Origin of the sequence: Mycobacterium colombiense, from assembly GCF_003284975.1 — a bacterium.
GTDB lineage: Bacteria > Actinomycetota > Actinomycetes > Mycobacteriales > Mycobacteriaceae > Mycobacterium > Mycobacterium europaeum_A.
The window spans coordinates 15,319-32,017 of sequence record NZ_QMEU01000009.1 but is presented as its reverse complement, the minus strand read 5'-3'; the positions used below and the strand labels follow the sequence as shown (position 1 = coordinate 32,017).

Annotated in this window: 11 protein-coding genes; 6 read left to right on the top strand and 5 right to left on the bottom strand. The window is 66.0% G+C overall.

Going from position 1 to position 16,699, the window contains the following annotated elements:
* Nucleotides 1–7 precede the first annotated feature (7 nt).
* The 5 genes from DQP58_RS05645 (at nt 8) to DQP58_RS05625 (ending at nt 6,279) form a co-directional block, all read left to right on the top strand.
* Nucleotides 8–1,285, top strand: a complete 1,278-nt coding sequence (locus DQP58_RS05645) for a cytochrome P450 (RefSeq protein ID WP_112707511.1) — start codon at nt 8–10, stop codon at nt 1,283–1,285.
* Between the two features lie 38 nt (nt 1,286–1,323).
* A complete protein-coding gene (locus DQP58_RS05640) occupies nt 1,324–1,662 on the top strand; it encodes a hemophore-related protein (RefSeq protein ID WP_112707510.1) in 339 nt (112 codons plus the stop codon).
* 17 nt (nt 1,663–1,679) lie between these two features.
* Nucleotides 1,680–2,447 carry a siderophore-interacting protein gene (locus DQP58_RS05635; RefSeq protein ID WP_112707509.1) on the top strand — a complete coding sequence of 256 codons (768 nt, stop codon included), beginning with the start codon at nt 1,680–1,682 and terminating at the stop codon, nt 2,445–2,447.
* 2 nt (nt 2,448–2,449) lie between these two features.
* The gene (locus DQP58_RS05630) at nt 2,450–4,189 is read left to right on the top strand and encodes an AMP-binding protein (protein WP_112707508.1); all 1,740 of its coding nucleotides are present in this window, start codon (nt 2,450–2,452) and stop codon (nt 4,187–4,189) included.
* Nucleotides 4,190–5,400: 1,211 nt separating this feature from the next.
* The gene (locus DQP58_RS05625) at nt 5,401–6,279 is read left to right on the top strand and encodes an SDR family oxidoreductase (RefSeq protein ID WP_112707507.1); all 879 of its coding nucleotides are present in this window, start codon (nt 5,401–5,403) and stop codon (nt 6,277–6,279) included.
* On the opposite strand, the gene DQP58_RS05620 is transcribed toward DQP58_RS05625, so the two are convergent.
* Together DQP58_RS05620 and DQP58_RS05615 are read right to left on the bottom strand one after the other, a co-directional pair.
* Entirely contained in the window at nt 6,276–7,751 is a 1,476-nt protein-coding gene (locus DQP58_RS05620; RefSeq protein ID WP_112707506.1) for an amino acid permease, read from the bottom strand. The genes DQP58_RS05625 and DQP58_RS05620 overlap by 4 nt on opposite strands.
* Nucleotides 7,752–7,848: 97 nt before the next feature.
* Entirely contained in the window at nt 7,849–8,751 is a 903-nt protein-coding gene (locus tag DQP58_RS05615) for a PAC2 family protein (RefSeq protein WP_205869344.1), read from the bottom strand.
* A gap of 364 nt (nt 8,752–9,115) precedes the next feature.
* Here DQP58_RS05615 and metH point away from each other — a divergent pair, with 364 nt between their 5' ends.
* Nucleotides 9,116–12,916 (top strand): methionine synthase, encoded by a 3,801-nt coding sequence (gene metH, locus DQP58_RS05610; protein ID WP_112707505.1) that lies wholly within the window; start codon nt 9,116–9,118, stop codon nt 12,914–12,916.
* A 30-nt stretch (nt 12,917–12,946) separates the two neighbouring features.
* Here the strand turns inward: metH and malQ are convergent, their stop codons facing one another.
* The 3 genes from malQ to DQP58_RS05595 form a co-directional block, all read right to left on the bottom strand.
* Complete coding sequence (malQ, locus tag DQP58_RS05605) at nt 12,947–14,953, bottom strand: 4-alpha-glucanotransferase (RefSeq protein ID WP_112707504.1); 2,007 nt, start codon at nt 14,951–14,953, stop codon at nt 12,947–12,949.
* A 231-nt stretch (nt 14,954–15,184) separates the two neighbouring features.
* Nucleotides 15,185–15,952, bottom strand: coding sequence for a mannan-binding family protein (locus DQP58_RS05600; protein WP_112707503.1), 768 nt, complete (start codon nt 15,950–15,952; stop codon nt 15,185–15,187).
* A gap of 18 nt (nt 15,953–15,970) precedes the next feature.
* Complete coding sequence (locus DQP58_RS05595) at nt 15,971–16,687, bottom strand: tetratricopeptide repeat protein (protein ID WP_112707502.1); 717 nt, start codon at nt 16,685–16,687, stop codon at nt 15,971–15,973.
* Between the last annotated feature and the right edge of the window lie 12 nt (nt 16,688–16,699).

Genomic DNA, 16,699 nt, shown 5'->3' with positions numbered 1-16,699 from the left:
TTGAAAAATGACATCTGACTACATGGTCACTCGAAAGTCCACTCCCGAAAACCTCGACTTTTTTACCGAGAAGTCGCTCGTCGATGACCCATACGACTACTACGACGCGATCCGGCGGTGCCCGGTATGGCGTGAGCCTGCGCACGGTGTGGTGATGGTGTCGGGGTATGACGAGGCCCTCGCGGTTCAACGCGACCCCGAACAGGCCTTCTCGGTCTGCAATATCGTCAGCGGCCCATGGTCGGGGATTCCGACCAAAACCGACAGCGACGACATTTCGGATCTGATTGAGCGGCACCGCCAGGGGGTGACGTTCGGCGACTACTTCCTGACGTTTGATCCTCCGAAGCACACGGCCCACCGCTCGCTGTTGAGCCGGTTGTTTACGCCGAAGCAGCTCAAGAACAACGAGGACTTCCTGTGGCGTCTTGCCGACGAGCAACTCAACCGGTTCCTCGCCAAGGGCAAGTGCGAGATGGTCATTGACTACAATTTTCCATTCACGCTTGACGCGATTACCGACCTGCTCGACGTGCCCGAGGCCGACCGTGAGCGATTCCGCCGCGCTGCGTATGCCAGCCGGCTCGAGGGTGACCGCAGTGGTTTCGTCGGCGTGAAAGAGGAGTGGTTCGTCGAGTACATCGAGGAGCGGCGGCGCGAGCCGCGTGACGATGTGCTGACCGAGCTTGCGCTGGCGAAGTTTCCCGATGGCACGACACCCGACGCGCTTGATGTTGCCCGCGTGGCCACCTTCATGTTCGCCGCCGGCCACGGCACGACGATCGATCTGCTGAGTCTGTCGATGCTGACGCTGGCGGAGCGACCGGACTTGCAAGAGCAGCTGCGCGAGGACAACTCAAAGATCAGCGCCTTCATCGAGGAGATGCTGCGCATCGAAAGCCCGATCAAAACGAATTTTCGCCTGGCGCGTCGCACCACCAGGATCGGCGACATCGATGTGCAAGCCGGCACCAGCGTGCTGGTGATGAACGGTGCGGCAAACCGCGATCCACGGCGGTTCGACGACCCCGACGAGTTTCGCCTTGGCCGCCCAAACATATTGCACCACATGGCATTCGGCCGTGGTATCCACACGTGTCCGGGCGCCCCGATTGCTCGCGCCGAAGTGCGGGTGAGCTTGGAACGCATCCTTAACCGAATGGCCGACATCCGGCTTTCAGAGGCCGAACACGGCCCGGCGGGCGCTCGTCGGCTGAAATGGGACCGCACCCCATTGTTCAGGCGCCTCAAGGAATTACACCTCGAGTTCACGCCGGTTCGGTGAGCCGGTCCATTGCGACGATTAGTTGGAGGTGTCAAAAAATGAGGATCGTATCGTTGACCAGGTTCGCTGTCGGGGTCTGTGGCCTGGCACTGTCATTGACCGCTGGAGCCGGGCTCGCGTCGGCCGATCGGGATCTCAGCCCGTTCGTCAACACCACCTGCAATTACGGTCAGGTGATGTCGGCGCTGCAGGCGGCGGATCCCCAAGCGGCCGAACAATTCAACGCTTCGCCGGAGAGCGGCTCGTTTTTGCGGCAGTTCCTGGCCGCGCCGCCGAGTCAGCGCCAGCAGATGGCCCAGATGCTGGCGAGCCAGCCGGGGGCTGACGAGCAGTTCGGACTTGTCCAGCGGGTCTTCGCCACCTGCAACAACTACTGAGCAGTTGGAGTTTTTTCGTGGCTACCCTCGTCGAAAACTTTCCCGTCATCAGCACCCTGCGCGACGCAGTGTTTCTTTCGGCGACGGTCAGCGAGATCGAAAGGCTGACACCGAGAATGCGCCGCATCCGGTTCAGCGGCCCGCGCCTGCGGGGCCTGACCTGGACGCCAGGTCAGCATGTCCGGCTGCAGGTCGAGAGTCTGCGTGATGCCGTGCTGCGGCTGCACCCATACCCCGTGCTGCGCACGTATTCGATCTACGACGCCGATCCCGACCTCGGCGCACTCGACATCGTGATGGTCGACCACGACGGTGGCCGGCAGGGCGCGACACCCGCCAAGCGCTGGGCGATGTCCACCTCGGTCGGAGACGGCGTCCATTTCACCCGGCCCCAGGGCAAGCTCGTCATCCGCCGGGACGCGCCCTACCACCTGTTCGCCGGCGAAGAAACCGCGTCGGTCGCGTTCGCCGCGATGCTTCGATCCCTGCCCCCAACCGCCGAGGTTTACGGAGTGATCGAGGCCGTGACCGACACCGATCACCTGCCCCTGGCCTCCCCACTAACCCGGGTCGAGCGCGGTGGCGCACCGGCGGCGAACTCGGCCGTGCTCGCCGACGCCCTGCGCAGGCTCCCGCTGCCCGACTATCCCGGCGTCGCCTACCTCGCCGGCGAGGCCCGCACCATACAAACGTTGCGCAAAATATTGATCACCGAACGTGGCTGGGATCGAAGGCAGATCCGCACGAAGCCCTTTTGGACCCCCGGCCGTAGCGGAATGGAGTGATGATGGTTGAGACGCCTATGTCAGACCTGCTGTGTGAACGCGCCAGCTTGCAGCCCGATGACACGGCATTCACCTTCGTCGATTACGAGCAGGACTGGAACGGGGTTGCTGAAAGTCTGACGTGGTCGCAGCTGCATCGGCGAACGCGCAACCTTGCGCGGCGGCTTCATGATTGCGGGTCGGCGGGTGATCGCGCCGTGATCATGGCCCCGCAGGGGCTGGATTACATTGTGGCATTTCTCGCTGCATTGCAGGCGGGTCAGATCGCGGTTCCGCTTTCAGTGCCGTTAGGCGGCGTCAGCGATGAACGCGTCAGTTCGGTGCTGCGCGACGCGTCGCCAACCGTCATTCTCACAACGTCCCCGGCCGCGGAAACCGTTGCCGGGTACGTCCAGTCGCAATCCGGCGGATTGGTTCCATCCGTCGTAGAGGTCGACCTGCTGGACCTGGACGCCCGGACAGGATCCGGCCCCGGGTGCGACAATCATTCAGAGCTGGCGTATTTGCAGTACACGTCCGGATCGACCCGGCAACCGGCCGGGGTCATGGTCTCTCAAGGCAACTTGCTGGCCAATTTCCGGCAGATCATGTCCGACTTCTGCGCGGAGCACGGAGGCGTCGCCCCGCCGGACACGACCATTGTGTCGTGGCTGCCGTTTTACCACGACATGGGTTTGATACTGGGAGTGTGCGCGCCGGTGCTGGGCGGGATCCGCACCGTGCTGACCAGCCCGGTGTCGTTTCTGCAGCGACCGGCGCGGTGGATGCAGTTGCTGGCCAAGGAAAGTCACGCGTTCTCGGCGGCGCCGAACTTCGCGTTCGAGTTGGCGGCACGCAAGACATCGGATAAGGACCTGGCGGGACTGGATCTGGGCGAGGTGCTGGTCATCCTCAACGGTAGTGAGCGCGTGCATCCCGCGACGCTGCGGCGTTTCACCGATCGGTTCGCGCGGTTCAATCTGCCCGACAACGCGGTACGGCCAAGCTATGGGCTCGCCGAGGCGACGGTGTACGCGTTGACTCGCACACCGGCGCAGCCGCCCAAAATGGTGCACTTCGATCCCGAGAAGCTGGCCGCCGGTAGCGCGGACCGCTGCGAAAGTCCCACCGGTACACCACTGGTCAGCTACGGGGCGCCGCGGTCACCGATGATCCGCGTTGTCGACCCCGACACCAGGATCGAGTGTCCCGAGGGCACCGTGGGCGAGATCTGGATGCACGGTGGCAACGTCGCCATGGGCTACTGGCGAAAGCCCCAGGAGACCGAACGCACGTTCGGCGATCGGCTGGTCGCTGCGTCGGACGGTACACCCGAAGCGCCGTGGCTGCGAACCGGCGACTCGGGATTCATCTTTGAAGGTGAGCTGTTCATCATCGGCCGCATCAAGGATCTGCTGATCGTCTACGGGCGTAACCACTCGCCCGACGACATCGAAGCGACGGTCCAGGAGATCACCCGGGGCCGGTGCGCGGCGATAGCGGTCCCGCATGGGGGCATGGAAAAGCTTGTCGTCATCGCCGAAGTCAAAAACCAGCCCACGCCCCACGGAGAGGGGGCGAACAAGCTCGCCGTCGTCGAGCGCGAAGTGACCTCGGCAGTCTCCAACTCGCACGGCCTCGGCGTCGCGGATCTGGTTGTGGTGGCGCCCGGGTCGATACCGATCACGACAAGTGGCAAGGTGCGGCGGTCGGCGTGCGTCGAGCAGTACCGGCAAGGTCAGTTCGCCCGCTTACACGGGTAGGGCGTTGTCGCGGCGGCGGTTCGCTGGGGATTGCGCGTCGCCCGGCGCGGTCCGCTTCGCCGTAAACCGCCCGCCAGCCGGCTCGGTATGTCGGTGGAGACGGTCACAATCGGTGTTGTTTTTCGTGTTGACCAAGGCAAAAGCCGAAATTTTCACTGTAGAGCAGATGGATGCTTCTCAGACAAGCTGTGGGGGCGGCTAAGTTGTGGTGTAGTCCCACCCGCGCTGTTTTCTTCGTGTTTAGCGGATGACGCTAGTTCCGCCCGTCATTCTGCGACGTTGTTCTTTTTCGCTGCATCCCGAGACTTTCCCACCGGGCGCCAGCAGAATAGGTTGCTGCCCTGACGGTGCCAGAGATAGGTGTCAAGATCACCCAAGCTGGCATGCGACACGAATTTCCACACTGAGAAATCAGGTGGGGTCGATTTTCTGTGCATTGTCCCTCCCTTTCAGATACGGGAGCCGACGCGACCGAAGCCGGCTGATTCCGGTCGCACACCCGTAGCTCGCCCCAACTCCGGGGCAGGCGAACTCGGAGAAGTCGGCGGTGAAAACGGGGTAGGCAGTGCAGCACACTGAGACCGGTTCCCCGGCAGCAGACCGCCGCTGCCAGGTGCACGCAGCGGCGCGTGCGGTTTAGTCCGGCGCGCGGCGGCAGGGTTGGCGGTGCCGCCGCGCGCCGGTGGTTTAGCGGCCACGGTCGATGTCGACTTTGTTTCGATAACGTTCGGTGTGCCTTGCGAACGATCTACCAACGTCGCTGACGGTGGGGTCGAGCTGTTGTTTGTCATCCACCGAGACCCCCCAGCGACATGCGCAATTGCGTGCCATGCCGCGGAGCCTATGGCCGGCGCTGGTCTCTTCGGGCTAGCTGCGAGCCAAATAGAGTAGTGGGAGCGTCCAGTTAGCGTAGTGTTAACGGAGAAAAGCCCGTCGATCCGGCGCAGCTCATCATTCCGCAGAACAGTGTGGCCAGAGCCGCCGCAGATAAAGCCTTACACATTGTCACCACGCAAACTTGTGAGAGCGGCCTAATATCCTGGCATTTTCGTTAATGTCAATTTCAGCGGTGCGCGAGGGCCATTCCAGGCTAATTCATTAGCCTGCTGATTCACCGCAGATCGGCGGCTCGCGTGCACAATCCTGTCGGTGTCGACCGAGGTCGCGGCGCGGGCGATGCACCCGACTGCCCGCACGGTACGTTGGCGACCATGACATCGCTGCAGGACAAAGTTGTTTTCATCACCGGCGGTGCCCGGGGGATCGGGGCCGAGACCGCTCGGCGGCTGTCTGCCGGGGGCGCCAAGCTCGTCTTGACCGATCTCAACGAAGCCGATCTGAAAGCCCTCGCCGCCGAACTCGGCGAAGAACGGGTACTGACGGCCGTCGCGGACGTGCGCGACCTGTCCGCGATGGAGACCGCCGCCGCCCGCGCCGTCGAGCGATTCGGCGGCATCGACATGGTGGTGGCCAACGCCGGCATCGCCAGCTACGGATCGGTGCTGCAGGTCGATTCCGACGCATTCAAACGAGTGCTCGACATCAATGTGCTCGGCGTCTTTCACACCGTGCGCGCCACGTTGCCGGCGGTGATCGAGCGCCGCGGCTACGTCCTCATCGTCTCGTCGCTGGCCGCCTACACCGCCTGCCCCGGGCTGGCGCCGTACAACGCCTCCAAGGCCGGCGTCGAACTGCTGGCCAACGCGCTGCGGCTGGAGGTGGCCCACCTGGGCGTCACGGTCGGCTCGGCGCACATGTCCTGGATCAACACCGCCCTGGTCCGCGACACCCAGTCCGACCTGCCGGCGTTCAACCAGCTGCTGGCCAGCTTCCCGTGGCCATTGAACAAGACGACGACCGTCGACAAGTGCGCGGCCGCCTTCGTCAAGGGCATCGAGCGGCGGCGCACCCGCGTCTACTGCCCGCGCTGGGTGGCGCTGTTCCGTTGGGTCAAGCCGGTGTTGTCCAGTCCGGTCGGCGAAATGCCTCTGCGCAAATCCACCGCCGAGCTGCTGCCCCAGCTGGACGCCCAAGTCGCCGCGCTGGGCCGCTCCACCAGCGCCTACAACCGCGACCTCGGCAGCTCCTAGCCGGTCGGGGCCGCGCGCTGCGACGCGACAGCCGCCACCCGCCGGCGCACCAGGAACCATCCGGCGCTCAGCGCCGGAATGACCACCACCACCGTCGCGATGGTCCAGGTGCCGGTGTCCTTATCGAACGCCATCATGACCAGGACGCCGGCCAAAAATGCCAGGGTGAGATACCCGGAATACGGGGCCCACGGCATCCGGAACTGCGGGCGTTCTACCTGCCCGGCCTTGGCCAGCCGGTAGAAGCGCAGCTGACACAGCACGATGGTGGCCCAGCTCGCGAGGATTCCCGGCGCCACGATGTTGAGCACGATCTCGAAGGCCTCGCCGGGGTTGACGGCGTTCAGGCCGATGCCGAGCAGGCAGATGGCGGCCGCCATCGCAATGCCGACGAAGGGCACCCCGTTCTTCGACATCCGGGTGGCGAACCGGGGACCGCTGCCGCTGGACGCCATCGAGTGCATGATGCGGCCGGTGGAATACAGCCCGGCGTTCAGGCTCGACAGGGCGGCGGTGAGCACCACGATGTTCATCAGGTCGCCGGCGCCGTGGAAGCCGATCTTCGAAAAGAAGGTGACGAAAGGACTTTCGGTGGCCTTGTAGGAGGTGTAGGGCAGCAGCAAGGCCAGCAGCGCCACGGACCCGACGTAAAAGATCGCGATGCGCGCGATGACCGCGTTGATCGCGCGGGGCATGACCTTCTCCGGCTCGGCGGTCTCCCCGGCGGCCGTGCCCACCAATTCGATGGCGGCATAGGCGAATACGACGCCCGAGGTAGTCAGCAGGACCGCCAGCACGCCGGAGGGAAACAGTCCGCCGTGATTGGTCCACAGGCTCAGCCCGGTGCGGTGGCCGTCGATCCGATACCGCCCCGCCAGGAAGACGATCCCGACCGCCAGGAAGGCCACCAGCGCGAGAACCTTGACCAGCGCCGCCCAGAATTCCAGCTCGCCGAACCACTCCACCGAGATCAGGTTCATCGACAACACCACGACCAGTGCCAGCAGGGCCAGCACCCACTGAGGGATGGATTCGAAGGCCGTCCACCGCCGCAGGTAGGTGGCGATCGCGGTGGTGTCGACGATGGCCGTCATCGACCAGCCCAGGAAGTACATCCAGCCGATCGCGTAGGCGGCCTTCTCGCCGAAGAACTCTCGCGAGTACGACACGAACGAGCCCGACGACGGACGATGCAAGACCAACTCGCCCAAGGCCCGCAGGATGAGGAAGACGAAGATCCCGCACACGGCGTAGATCAGGAACATCCCGGGTCCCGCCTTGGCCAGCCGCCCGCCCGCCCCGAGGAACAGCCCGGAGCCGATCGCCCCGCCGATGCCGATCATCTGCACCTGGCGGGGCTTGAGTCCCTTGCGGTAGCCTGCGTCTTCGCCGACTGCGCCGGGATCTGGGCCGGCTAGAGGAGCTGAGCCGGCTACGGGATCGGGGTTGCGATCATCGGGCAACGCGGCCATGAAACGTCCAATCGGTAGGTCGCGAAGCGATGCTTGCGCAATTGATCGGTCGACGGCAAATTCGAAGAATCCCGGCAGCGCCCGGTGGTCAGCGCCACTAGCGCCCGAAACCGGGGCGACGCCGGCGCAGGTAACGCTCGAACTCGGCAGCCAGCGCGTCGCCGTCGATCTTGCCCAGCGCGTCGTTCATGTCGACCTCGGCGTCGCCGCGTTGCTCGAGCGACAGCACGTACTCGGCGAGGTCCTCGTCCTCGGCCGTCATCTCGGTGACCGCCTGCTCCCATTCCTCGGCGTCCGTCGGCAGGTCGGCCAGCGGCACCTCGATGTCGAGGACGTCCTCGACGCGGCGCAGCAGGGCCACCGTGGCCTTCGGGTTCGGCGGCTGCGAGACGTAGTGCGGCACCGCCGCCCAGAACGTCACCGCGGGAATCCCGGCGGCCACGCAGGAGTCCTGGAACACCCCGGCGATGCCGGTCGGCCCCTCGTAGCGGCTTTCCTCGAGGCCGAAGCGTTTCGCCGACTCGGGGGAGTATGCCGCGCCCGACACCGGGACCGGCCGGGTGTGCGGGGTGTCGGCCAGCAGCGCGCCAAGGATCACCACGGTGTCCACGTTGAGCTTGTCGGCGATGGCCACCAGCTCCGCGCAGAAAGTCCGCCAGCGCATGTTGGGTTCCACCCCGTGCATCAGCACGACGTCGCGGTCGCTGCCCGGCGGGCGGCAGTGCGAGATCCGCATCGCCGGCCACACCAGCTCGCGGGTCACCCCGTCCACTTGCCGGATCACCGGGCGATTCACCTGGTAGTCGTAGTAGGCCTCGTCGTCGATCTCCAAGATCGGGTCCGCTTCCCAGATGGCCTCGAGGTGCTCGAGCGCGTCGCTGGCCGCGTCGCCGGCGTCGTTCCAACCCTCGAACGCGGCCACGACGACGGTGTGGTGCAGTTCGGGCAATGCCGCCTTCTCACCAGGGAGGCCAAAGGGGGGGCCGTCGGGCGGGGTCACAGATTTAGCGTACGGCCTTCCGGCCCGATGTTCGGGCCGTGGTGGCTAAGGATTGTCGGCCGATTGGCGCTCAGCCGGGGGCTCTGCATAGGACGACTATTCTTATGGCGTGACAGCCGCCAACGAACACCGCTGCGACACTGACATCCTCGGCGGTCCAGACGAAATAGGTCCGGCTGTGATTTCGTTAACCTTGGTAACTATGTCGCAGACAGCTGGACGAGCTGTCGATAGCGGCGATGAGTTGGGCGTCCGGGCGTCGATCGGGTGACGACGTAGACTTTTCTGGTCGAGAGGCGTTGCAACGGATACGGGTCTTTACCGGTATCCGCCACGCTCGGCAGAGTCAAGGACGCCTTCCGCTATGGAAGGAGTGCACGTGACCGCCTCTGAGTCGACCGTCTCGCCGTCGACCACCTTCGCGCCGAACATCCGCCCCAACTGCACCGACGAGCTGACGGCAGCTCTGCGCCAGCGGATCGTGGTGATCGACGGCGCGATGGGTACCGCGATCCAGCGCGACCGGCCGGACGAGGCCGGCTACCGCGGCGACCGGTTCACGGAGTGGCCGACCGCGCTGCAGGGCAACAATGACCTGCTCAACCTGACGCAGCCCCAGATCATCGAGGGGATCCACCGCGAGTATCTCGAGGCGGGCGCGGACATCCTCGAGACCAACACGTTCAACGCGAACGCGATCTCCCTGTCCGACTACGACATGGCGGAGCTGGCCTACGAGCTGAACTACGCCGGCGCCGCCCTGGCTCGCAAGGCCGCCGACGAGTACAGCACCCCGGACAAGCCCCGCTACGTCGCAGGCGCGATCGGGCCGACCACGCGCACCGCGTCGATCTCCCCGGACGTCAACGACCCCGGGGCCCGCAACGTCACCTACGACCAGCTGGTCGCCGCGTACCTCGAGGCCGCCAACGGCCTGGTCGACGGTGGCGCCGACCTGCTGATCATCGAGACCATCTTCGACTCGCTGAACGCCAAGGCGGCGGTGTTCGCGGTCGAGACTCTGTTCGAGGACCGGGGACGCCGCTGGCCGTTGATCATCTCGGGCACCATCACCGATGCGTCCGGCCGGACGTTGTCCGGTCAGGTCACCGAGGCCTTCTGGAACGCGATCAGGCACGCGAAGCCGATCGCGGTCGGGCTCAACTGCGCGCTGGGCGCGCCGGAGATGCGGCCGTACATCGCCGAGATGTCGCGCATCGCGGACACCTTCGTCTCCTGCTACCCGAACGCCGGCCTGCCCAACGCCTTCGGCGAGTACGACGAGACCCCGCAGCGGCAGGCCGGCTACATCGCCGACTTCGCCGAGGCCGGCCTGGTCAACCTGGTCGGTGGCTGCTGCGGAACCGCGCCGCCCCACATCGCCGAGATCGCCAAGGTCGTCGAGGGCAAATCGCCGCGGGAGGTGCCGAAAATCGAAGTGGCGACCCGGCTTTCGGGCCTGGAGCCGCTCAACATCACCGACGACTCCCTGTTCGTGAACATCGGTGAGCGCACCAACATCACCGGCTCCGCCCGGTTCCGCAACCTGATCAAGGCCGAGGACTACGACACCGCGCTCTCGGTCGCGCTGCAGCAGGTCGAGGCCGGTGCGCAGGTCATCGACATCAACATGGACGAGGGCATGATCGACGGCGTCGCCGCGATGGACCGGTTCACCAAGCTGATCGCGGCCGAGCCGGACATCAGCCGCGTGCCGGTGATGATCGACTCGTCCAAGTGGGAGGTCATCGAGGCCGGCCTGAAAAACGTGCAGGGCAAGCCGATCGTCAACTCGATCTCCATGAAGGAGGGCGAGGAGAAGTTCATCCGCGAGGCACGGCTGTGCCGCAAGTACGGTGCCGCCGTGGTCGTGATGGCTTTCGACGAGCAGGGCCAGGCCGACAACCTGGAACGCCGCAAACAGATCTGCGGGCGCGCCTACCGGATTTTGACCGAAGAGGTCGGCTTCCCGCCCGAGGACATCATTTTCGACCCGAACTGCTTCGCGCTGGCGACCGGCATCGAGGAGCACGCCACCTACGGGATCGACTTCATCGAGGCCTGCGCCTGGATCAAGGAGAACCTTCCCGGGGTGCACATCTCCGGCGGTATCTCCAACGTGTCGTTCTCGTTCCGCGGCAACAACCCCGTCCGCGAGGCGATCCACGCGGTGTTCCTGTTCCACGCGATCAAGGCCGGCCTGGACATGGGTATCGTCAACGCCGGTGCGCTGGTGCCCTACGACTCCATCGACCCCGACCTGCGCGAGCGGATCGAGGACGTCGTGTTGAACCGTCGCGAGGACGCGGCCGAACGGCTGCTGGAGATCGCCGAGCGGTTCAACAGCAAGGACAAGGGTGAGGACCCGAAGGCAGCCGAGTGGCGCGGCCTGCCGGTCCGGGAGCGGATCACGCACGCGCTGGTCAAGGGCATCGACGCCCACGTCGATGACGACACCGAGGAGCTGCGCGGTGAGATCGCCGCCGCGGGCGGGCGCCCGATCGAGGTGATCGAGGGCCCGCTGATGGACGGCATGAACGTCGTCGGTGACCTGTTCGGCTCCGGCAAGATGTTCTTGCCCCAGGTCGTGAAGTCGGCCCGGGTGATGAAGAAGGCCGTCGCGTACCTGCTGCCGTTCATCGAGGCGGAAAAAGAGGAGAACGTCGGCACCACTGGGGCTTCCAAGGCGAAGGACACCAACGGCACGATCGTGATGGCCACGGTGAAGGGCGACGTTCACGACATCGGCAAGAACATCGTCGGAGTCGTGTTGCAGTGCAACAACTTTGAAGTGATCGACCTTGGCGTGATGGTGCCCGCCCAGAAGATTTTGGACGCGGCGAAGGAGCACGACGCCGACATCATCGGGCTGTCCGGTTTGATCACGCCGTCCCTGGACGAGATGGCCAACTTCGCCGTCGAGATGGAACGCGAGGGCCTGGAGATCCCGCTGCTGATCGGCGGCGCGACCACCTCGCGCGCGCACACGGCCGTGAAGATCTCGCCACGTCGTAGCGGTCCGGTGGTCTGGGTCAAGGACGCGTCCCGGTCGGTGCCGGTCGCCGCCGCGCTGCTGGACCCCAAGCAGCGCGGTCCCCTGCTGGAGGCCACCGAGAAGGATTACGCGTCCCTGCGCGAACGGCACGCCCAGAAGAACGAGCGGCCGACGCTGACACTGGAGAAGGCCCGCGCCAACCGGACGCCGATCGACTGGGACGGCTACACGCCGCCGGTGCCCGCAATAGGTACGGGCGTACGGGAATTTCAGGACTACGACCTCGCCGAGCTGCGCGAGTACATCGACTGGCAGCCGTTCTTCAACGCCTGGGAGATGAAGGGCAGATTCCCCGACATCCTCAACAACCCGGCTTCGGGCGAGGCCGCCCGCAAGCTGTACGACGACGCGCAGGAGATGCTCGACACCCTGATCAAGGAGAAGTGGCTGACCGCCAACGGCGTGATCGGGTTCTTCCCCGCGAACGCGGTCGGCTCGGGGGTGGAAGACATCGAGGTGTACACCGACGACACCCGCACCGAGGTGCTCACCACCCTGCACAACCTGCGCCAGCAGGGCGAGCACCGGGAAGGAATCCCCAACCGCTCGCTGAGCGACTACGTCGCGCCCAAGGACACCGGCCTGGCCGATTACATCGGCGCCTTCGCCGTCACCGCGGGGCTCGGCAGCCAGGAGAAGATCGCCGAGTTCAAGGCGGCGCTCGACGACTACAGCGCGATCCTGCTGGAGTCGGTCGCCGACCGGCTGGCCGAGGCGTTCGCCGAACGGATGCACCAACGGGTCCGCAAGGAGTTCTGGGGATACCAACCGGACGAGCAACTGGACAACGACGCGCTCATCGATGAGAAGTACCGTGGCATCCGCCCCGCCCCCGGCTACCCGGCCTGCCCCGAGCACACCGAGAAGGCGACGCTGTGGAAGTTGATGGACGTCCGTGAGCGGACCGGCATCGAGCTGACCGATTCGATGGCGATGTGGCCCGGTGCCGCCGTCAGCGGCTGGTATTTCTCGCACCCGCAGTCGCAGTACTTCGTGGTCGGCCGGATGGCCCAGGACCAGGTCGCCGACTACGCGAAGCGCAAAGGCTGGACCCTGGCGGAAGCCGAGCGTTGGCTCGCCCCCAATCTCGGCTACAACCCGGAGGACTGAGCTCTTCGGACGACTGAGCCCTCGGCGGGCTCAGCCCTCGGCGGCGGCCCGAAATATGGCGGTGATTTCGGCGACGCGCGGGTCCTCGCGCAGCTGCTCCAGCGTTTGCGGCAACGGCAGCCGCCAGTTCGGATATTCGTCTATGGTGCCGGGCAGATTCGGTTGTCGCGGTTCGGCGACGATGTCGTAGGGCGAGATCAGCTTCAACTTGCTCGGCGTGGCCGCCAAGAACCGGTGCATCGCGGTGATGATGGCGTTCTCGTTCGGGGCGTCGTTCTCGTCCGGGTCGTCGGGCAACAGCCCTTCGGAACGCAGCAGGGCCAGCCACTCGGCCTTTTCCTTATCGGCCGAGGCCTGCTCCGCCGGTACGTCGTCGAGCAGGTCGAGCTCGACGCGCACCCGCACGTGTTCGCCGCGCAGAAAGCCGGCCGCAGTGGGCAGGTCATGGGTGGAAAGGCTCGCGGCCGCCCGCGCCGGCCACTGCGACGACGCAAGTAAGGGTTGGCCGGGCGCGGACTCGTCGCGGGTAAACCAGGACACTGCGCAGCCCAGCATTCCGTTGTCGCCCAACGCTTCCGTGACTTCCGGCTCGACAGTCCCCAGGTCTTCGCCGACGACGGTCGCGCCGGCCCGCTGGGCTTCCAGCGCGAGCACGGCAAGCATGGCGTCGGCGTCGTAGTGGACGTAGGTGCCCCGGTCGGCCGACTCGCCCGGCGGTATCCACCACAACCGCCACAACCCCGCGACGTGGTCGATCCGCAGTCCGTCGGCGTGAACAAGTATGGCGCGCAGCATGTCTCGCAGCGCGGTGTAACCGGTGGCGGCGAGCCGGTCCGGCCGCCAGGGCGGCAGCCCCCAGTCTTGGCCGCGCGGGGTGAAATTGTCCGGGGGAGCGCCGACGTGAACTCCGGTGGCCAGCATGTCGGCCAGGGCCCACGCGTCGGCCCCGTCGGAGTCGACGCCCACCGGCAGGTCGTGCAATACACCCAGCGCCATGCCGGCTCGTCGCGCGGCGCTGCGGACTTCGCCGAGCTGTTCGGCACAGCGTTGCTGCACCCAGGCGTGAAAGGCGATCCTGGGTGCCAGTTCGCGGCGAGCCTGGGTGACTCCCGGTCCGTGGACATCGCGCAGGGATTCGGGCCATCGCGGCCAGCGCCCGCCGTACCGCTCGGCCAGCGCGCAGTAGGTCGCCCAGTCGCGCAGCGCCGCGGAAGACGGGGACTCGTCCAGTGGGCAGGGCCGATTTTCCGCGCGCCACAGCAACTCCAGCGCGTCGCGCTTGGCGGCCCAGACGAGGTCGTGGTCGATCCGCTCGGTCTCCGGCCAGACGCGCAGGGCGTCGACTTCCGCGCGGGTTTGCGGGTCTGCTCGATGGTAGGCGTCGAGGTCCTCGATGCGCAGGGCCAGCGGGTTGCTGAATCGTCGACTGGACGGGGTGTAGGGCGAGGGCTGAACCGGATGCGTCGGGCCGGGGGCGTTGAGCGGGTTGAGCAATACCGCGCCTGCGCCGTGCGCCGCCGCGGTCCAATCGATGAACGCCCGCAGGTCGCCCAGATCACCGATGCCCCAGGAGCGGCCCGAGCGCAGCGCGTACAGCTGCAGCATCCATCCCCAGGTCACCGCCGTCTGGGGCACCCGCGGCGGGGCCGCAACCAGGGTGACCTCCTGGCCGTCCGCGGTATGCAGCCGGTACCAGCCCGGCGCCAGATCGCCGGGCAGTTCGCCGCGTACGTCGGCGCGGGTGCCGTCCTCGGCGACCAGCACCGCCGCTCCGGGCAACGGCCGCGGCCGGCCGTCCAGTCGCATCGCGATGGTCGGCGCCAGGGCTCCCGCGCGCTTGCGCTCGGCCAGCTTCGCCAATTCGCGGCGCCGATCGGCCTCGCTGGCGGCGTCGACCTCGAGCAACGCCAGCACCCGGACCACCACGTCGGCATCGACCTCTACCGGTTCCCGACGCTCATTGCGGTAAAAGGTCGCCACGCCATGGGCCTGGGCCAGCTGGCGCAGGTCCTCGGGCACCGGCTTGGGTGCGGCCATCAGATCGTCCGCACCGGCGGCAGGGCGGGGCGGGCCGGTGGCGGCTGGACATCGCGAGCACGGCAAGCATTCAGATAGCAAAGAGGCGGGCGCACTTTCGGAACGTACCCATCCGCGGCCGACTTACACGGGGTGCCCGCGTCGTGATCAGCAGCAGGCGGTGCGCGATTCGCCGGAGTGAAAACGACTCGGCCACATGCGGAGCCGATGCGCCAGGACCGAGGGCTCCGTTCAGATGCGCAGCACCGGACCCAGCGCCGACAGCGGGATGTGCGCCTGGACGGTGCCGCCGTCCATGTACCACTGCGGCAGCCCGGGGGAGAAGTTGATCGGCTCGTCGTGACCGACCGGATAGTCGGGCATGTAGATGATCAACTCGTCGGGCGTCAGCGCCCACGCCTTGTAAGCGCCCGAGTAGACCTTGTCGGGAGTCCAACGGTCGAGGATGAAGGGGTAGGTGCCCGGATCATGCGGTGGCGGAGCCTGATTGAGTGCGGTGTCGATGAACGGCGCAGCCAGCGGCGGGATCGCGGTCAGCGGGTTCGACGTCGTCAGGTCGGCGAGCTGCACCCGTCGACCCGCCGCCATGTCGAAGGTGAACGTCCGATAGGCGTTGTTGGGTTTGGGCCCGTCGGCGTGATAGTCCTCGTGGAACACCGCGCTGAGCAGGTTGCCGTGCCGGAAGACCTCGAAGTTCTCCTCGCCGTAGCTGTCGGCGGCCATGCTGGCGTTTGCGGTCTTCCAGTTGTTGACCAGGGTGTGCAGGTAGTCACGGATCACCGGCCCCGTGGTCGGGTTGTCGACGAGGTCGTCGGGCACGGCCACCTTGATGTCGCGAACGGCGTTGCGTTCCGACGTCACCGCGGTGTGGCAGTACTGGCCGTCCCAATCGCCGCCGAGCTCACCGCAGAACGACGGCGCGGACGCGTGCGTGGTGGCCGCGCCGGGAATGGTTGCCGCCGTGACCAATACAATTGCCGCCGACAGTCTTTTGAGCATGGGGTTGCTCCGCTCGACTCAGAGGAGTTGGACTTTGCTTGCCCGCCAGCGACCGTCGATCTTCTCCATGGTCATCTTGATCCTGCTGCGGTCGATGCGCGGGTCGGGTGCGGCGGTGTTGGTGACGGTCTGGTCGATGAACAGCAGCACGACGACCTTGTCGGTCGATTCGGACTGAATCGCCGAGTCCACCACCACGCCGTGCGCGGTCGCCTTGTTGTCGATCAGCAGTTGCCGAAGCTTGACGCTGGATTGGGTGTACATGTCCTTGAATTCGCCGGTCGCGCCGTCGAGCACCTGCTTGAAGTTGTCGTCCACCTTGTTCGAATCGATGCTCGTCAACACCTGCGCATAGGCGATGGCCGCCTGTTGGGCCTGTTCGCCCGCCAGCTTCAGCTGATGATCCTGCCACTGCCGCCACCCGAGGAACCCCGAAACGCCAAGCGCGGCAACCAGTAACACCGGCAGCACGCTGCGGCGCAGATACCGCCGCCAGGGCCGCTTGGCGCGCTCGGTGTCGGGACGCTTGCGTTTGAGCAGCGGGCCAACTTCGTCCTCGTCCTCGTCCTCGTCCTCGTCCTGCCCGTCAGCCTCGTCGGTGGGCTCCTCGGCGCGCGCCTCGTCGGTGTCTTCGCTTGCGGCTGCCGCTGTTTCGGCGCCCTTTTCCGCTTCGACGTCCGTGTCCGTTTCGGTATCGACTTTCGGGCTCTTCTTGGTGGTCACGACCACGATCATCTCCTTAAAGGT

Coding starts and splice junctions, on each gene's coding strand:
- DQP58_RS05595 (WP_112707502.1), bottom strand. CDS start 16,687: ATGATCGTGGTCGTGACCACCAAGAAGAGCCCGAAAGTCGATACCGAA.
- DQP58_RS05640 (WP_112707510.1), top strand. CDS start 1,324: ATGAGGATCGTATCGTTGACCAGGTTCGCTGTCGGGGTCTGTGGCCTG.
- DQP58_RS05630 (WP_112707508.1), top strand. CDS start 2,450: ATGGTTGAGACGCCTATGTCAGACCTGCTGTGTGAACGCGCCAGCTTG.
- metH (WP_112707505.1), top strand. CDS start 9,116: ATGGAAGGAGTGCACGTGACCGCCTCTGAGTCGACCGTCTCGCCGTCG.
- DQP58_RS05620 (WP_112707506.1), bottom strand. CDS start 7,751: ATGGCCGCGTTGCCCGATGATCGCAACCCCGATCCCGTAGCCGGCTCA.
- DQP58_RS05600 (WP_112707503.1), bottom strand. CDS start 15,952: ATGCTCAAAAGACTGTCGGCGGCAATTGTATTGGTCACGGCGGCAACC.
- DQP58_RS05625 (WP_112707507.1), top strand. CDS start 5,401: ATGACATCGCTGCAGGACAAAGTTGTTTTCATCACCGGCGGTGCCCGG.
- malQ (WP_112707504.1), bottom strand. CDS start 14,953: ATGGCCGCACCCAAGCCGGTGCCCGAGGACCTGCGCCAGCTGGCCCAG.
- DQP58_RS05645 (WP_112707511.1), top strand. CDS start 8: ATGACATCTGACTACATGGTCACTCGAAAGTCCACTCCCGAAAACCTC.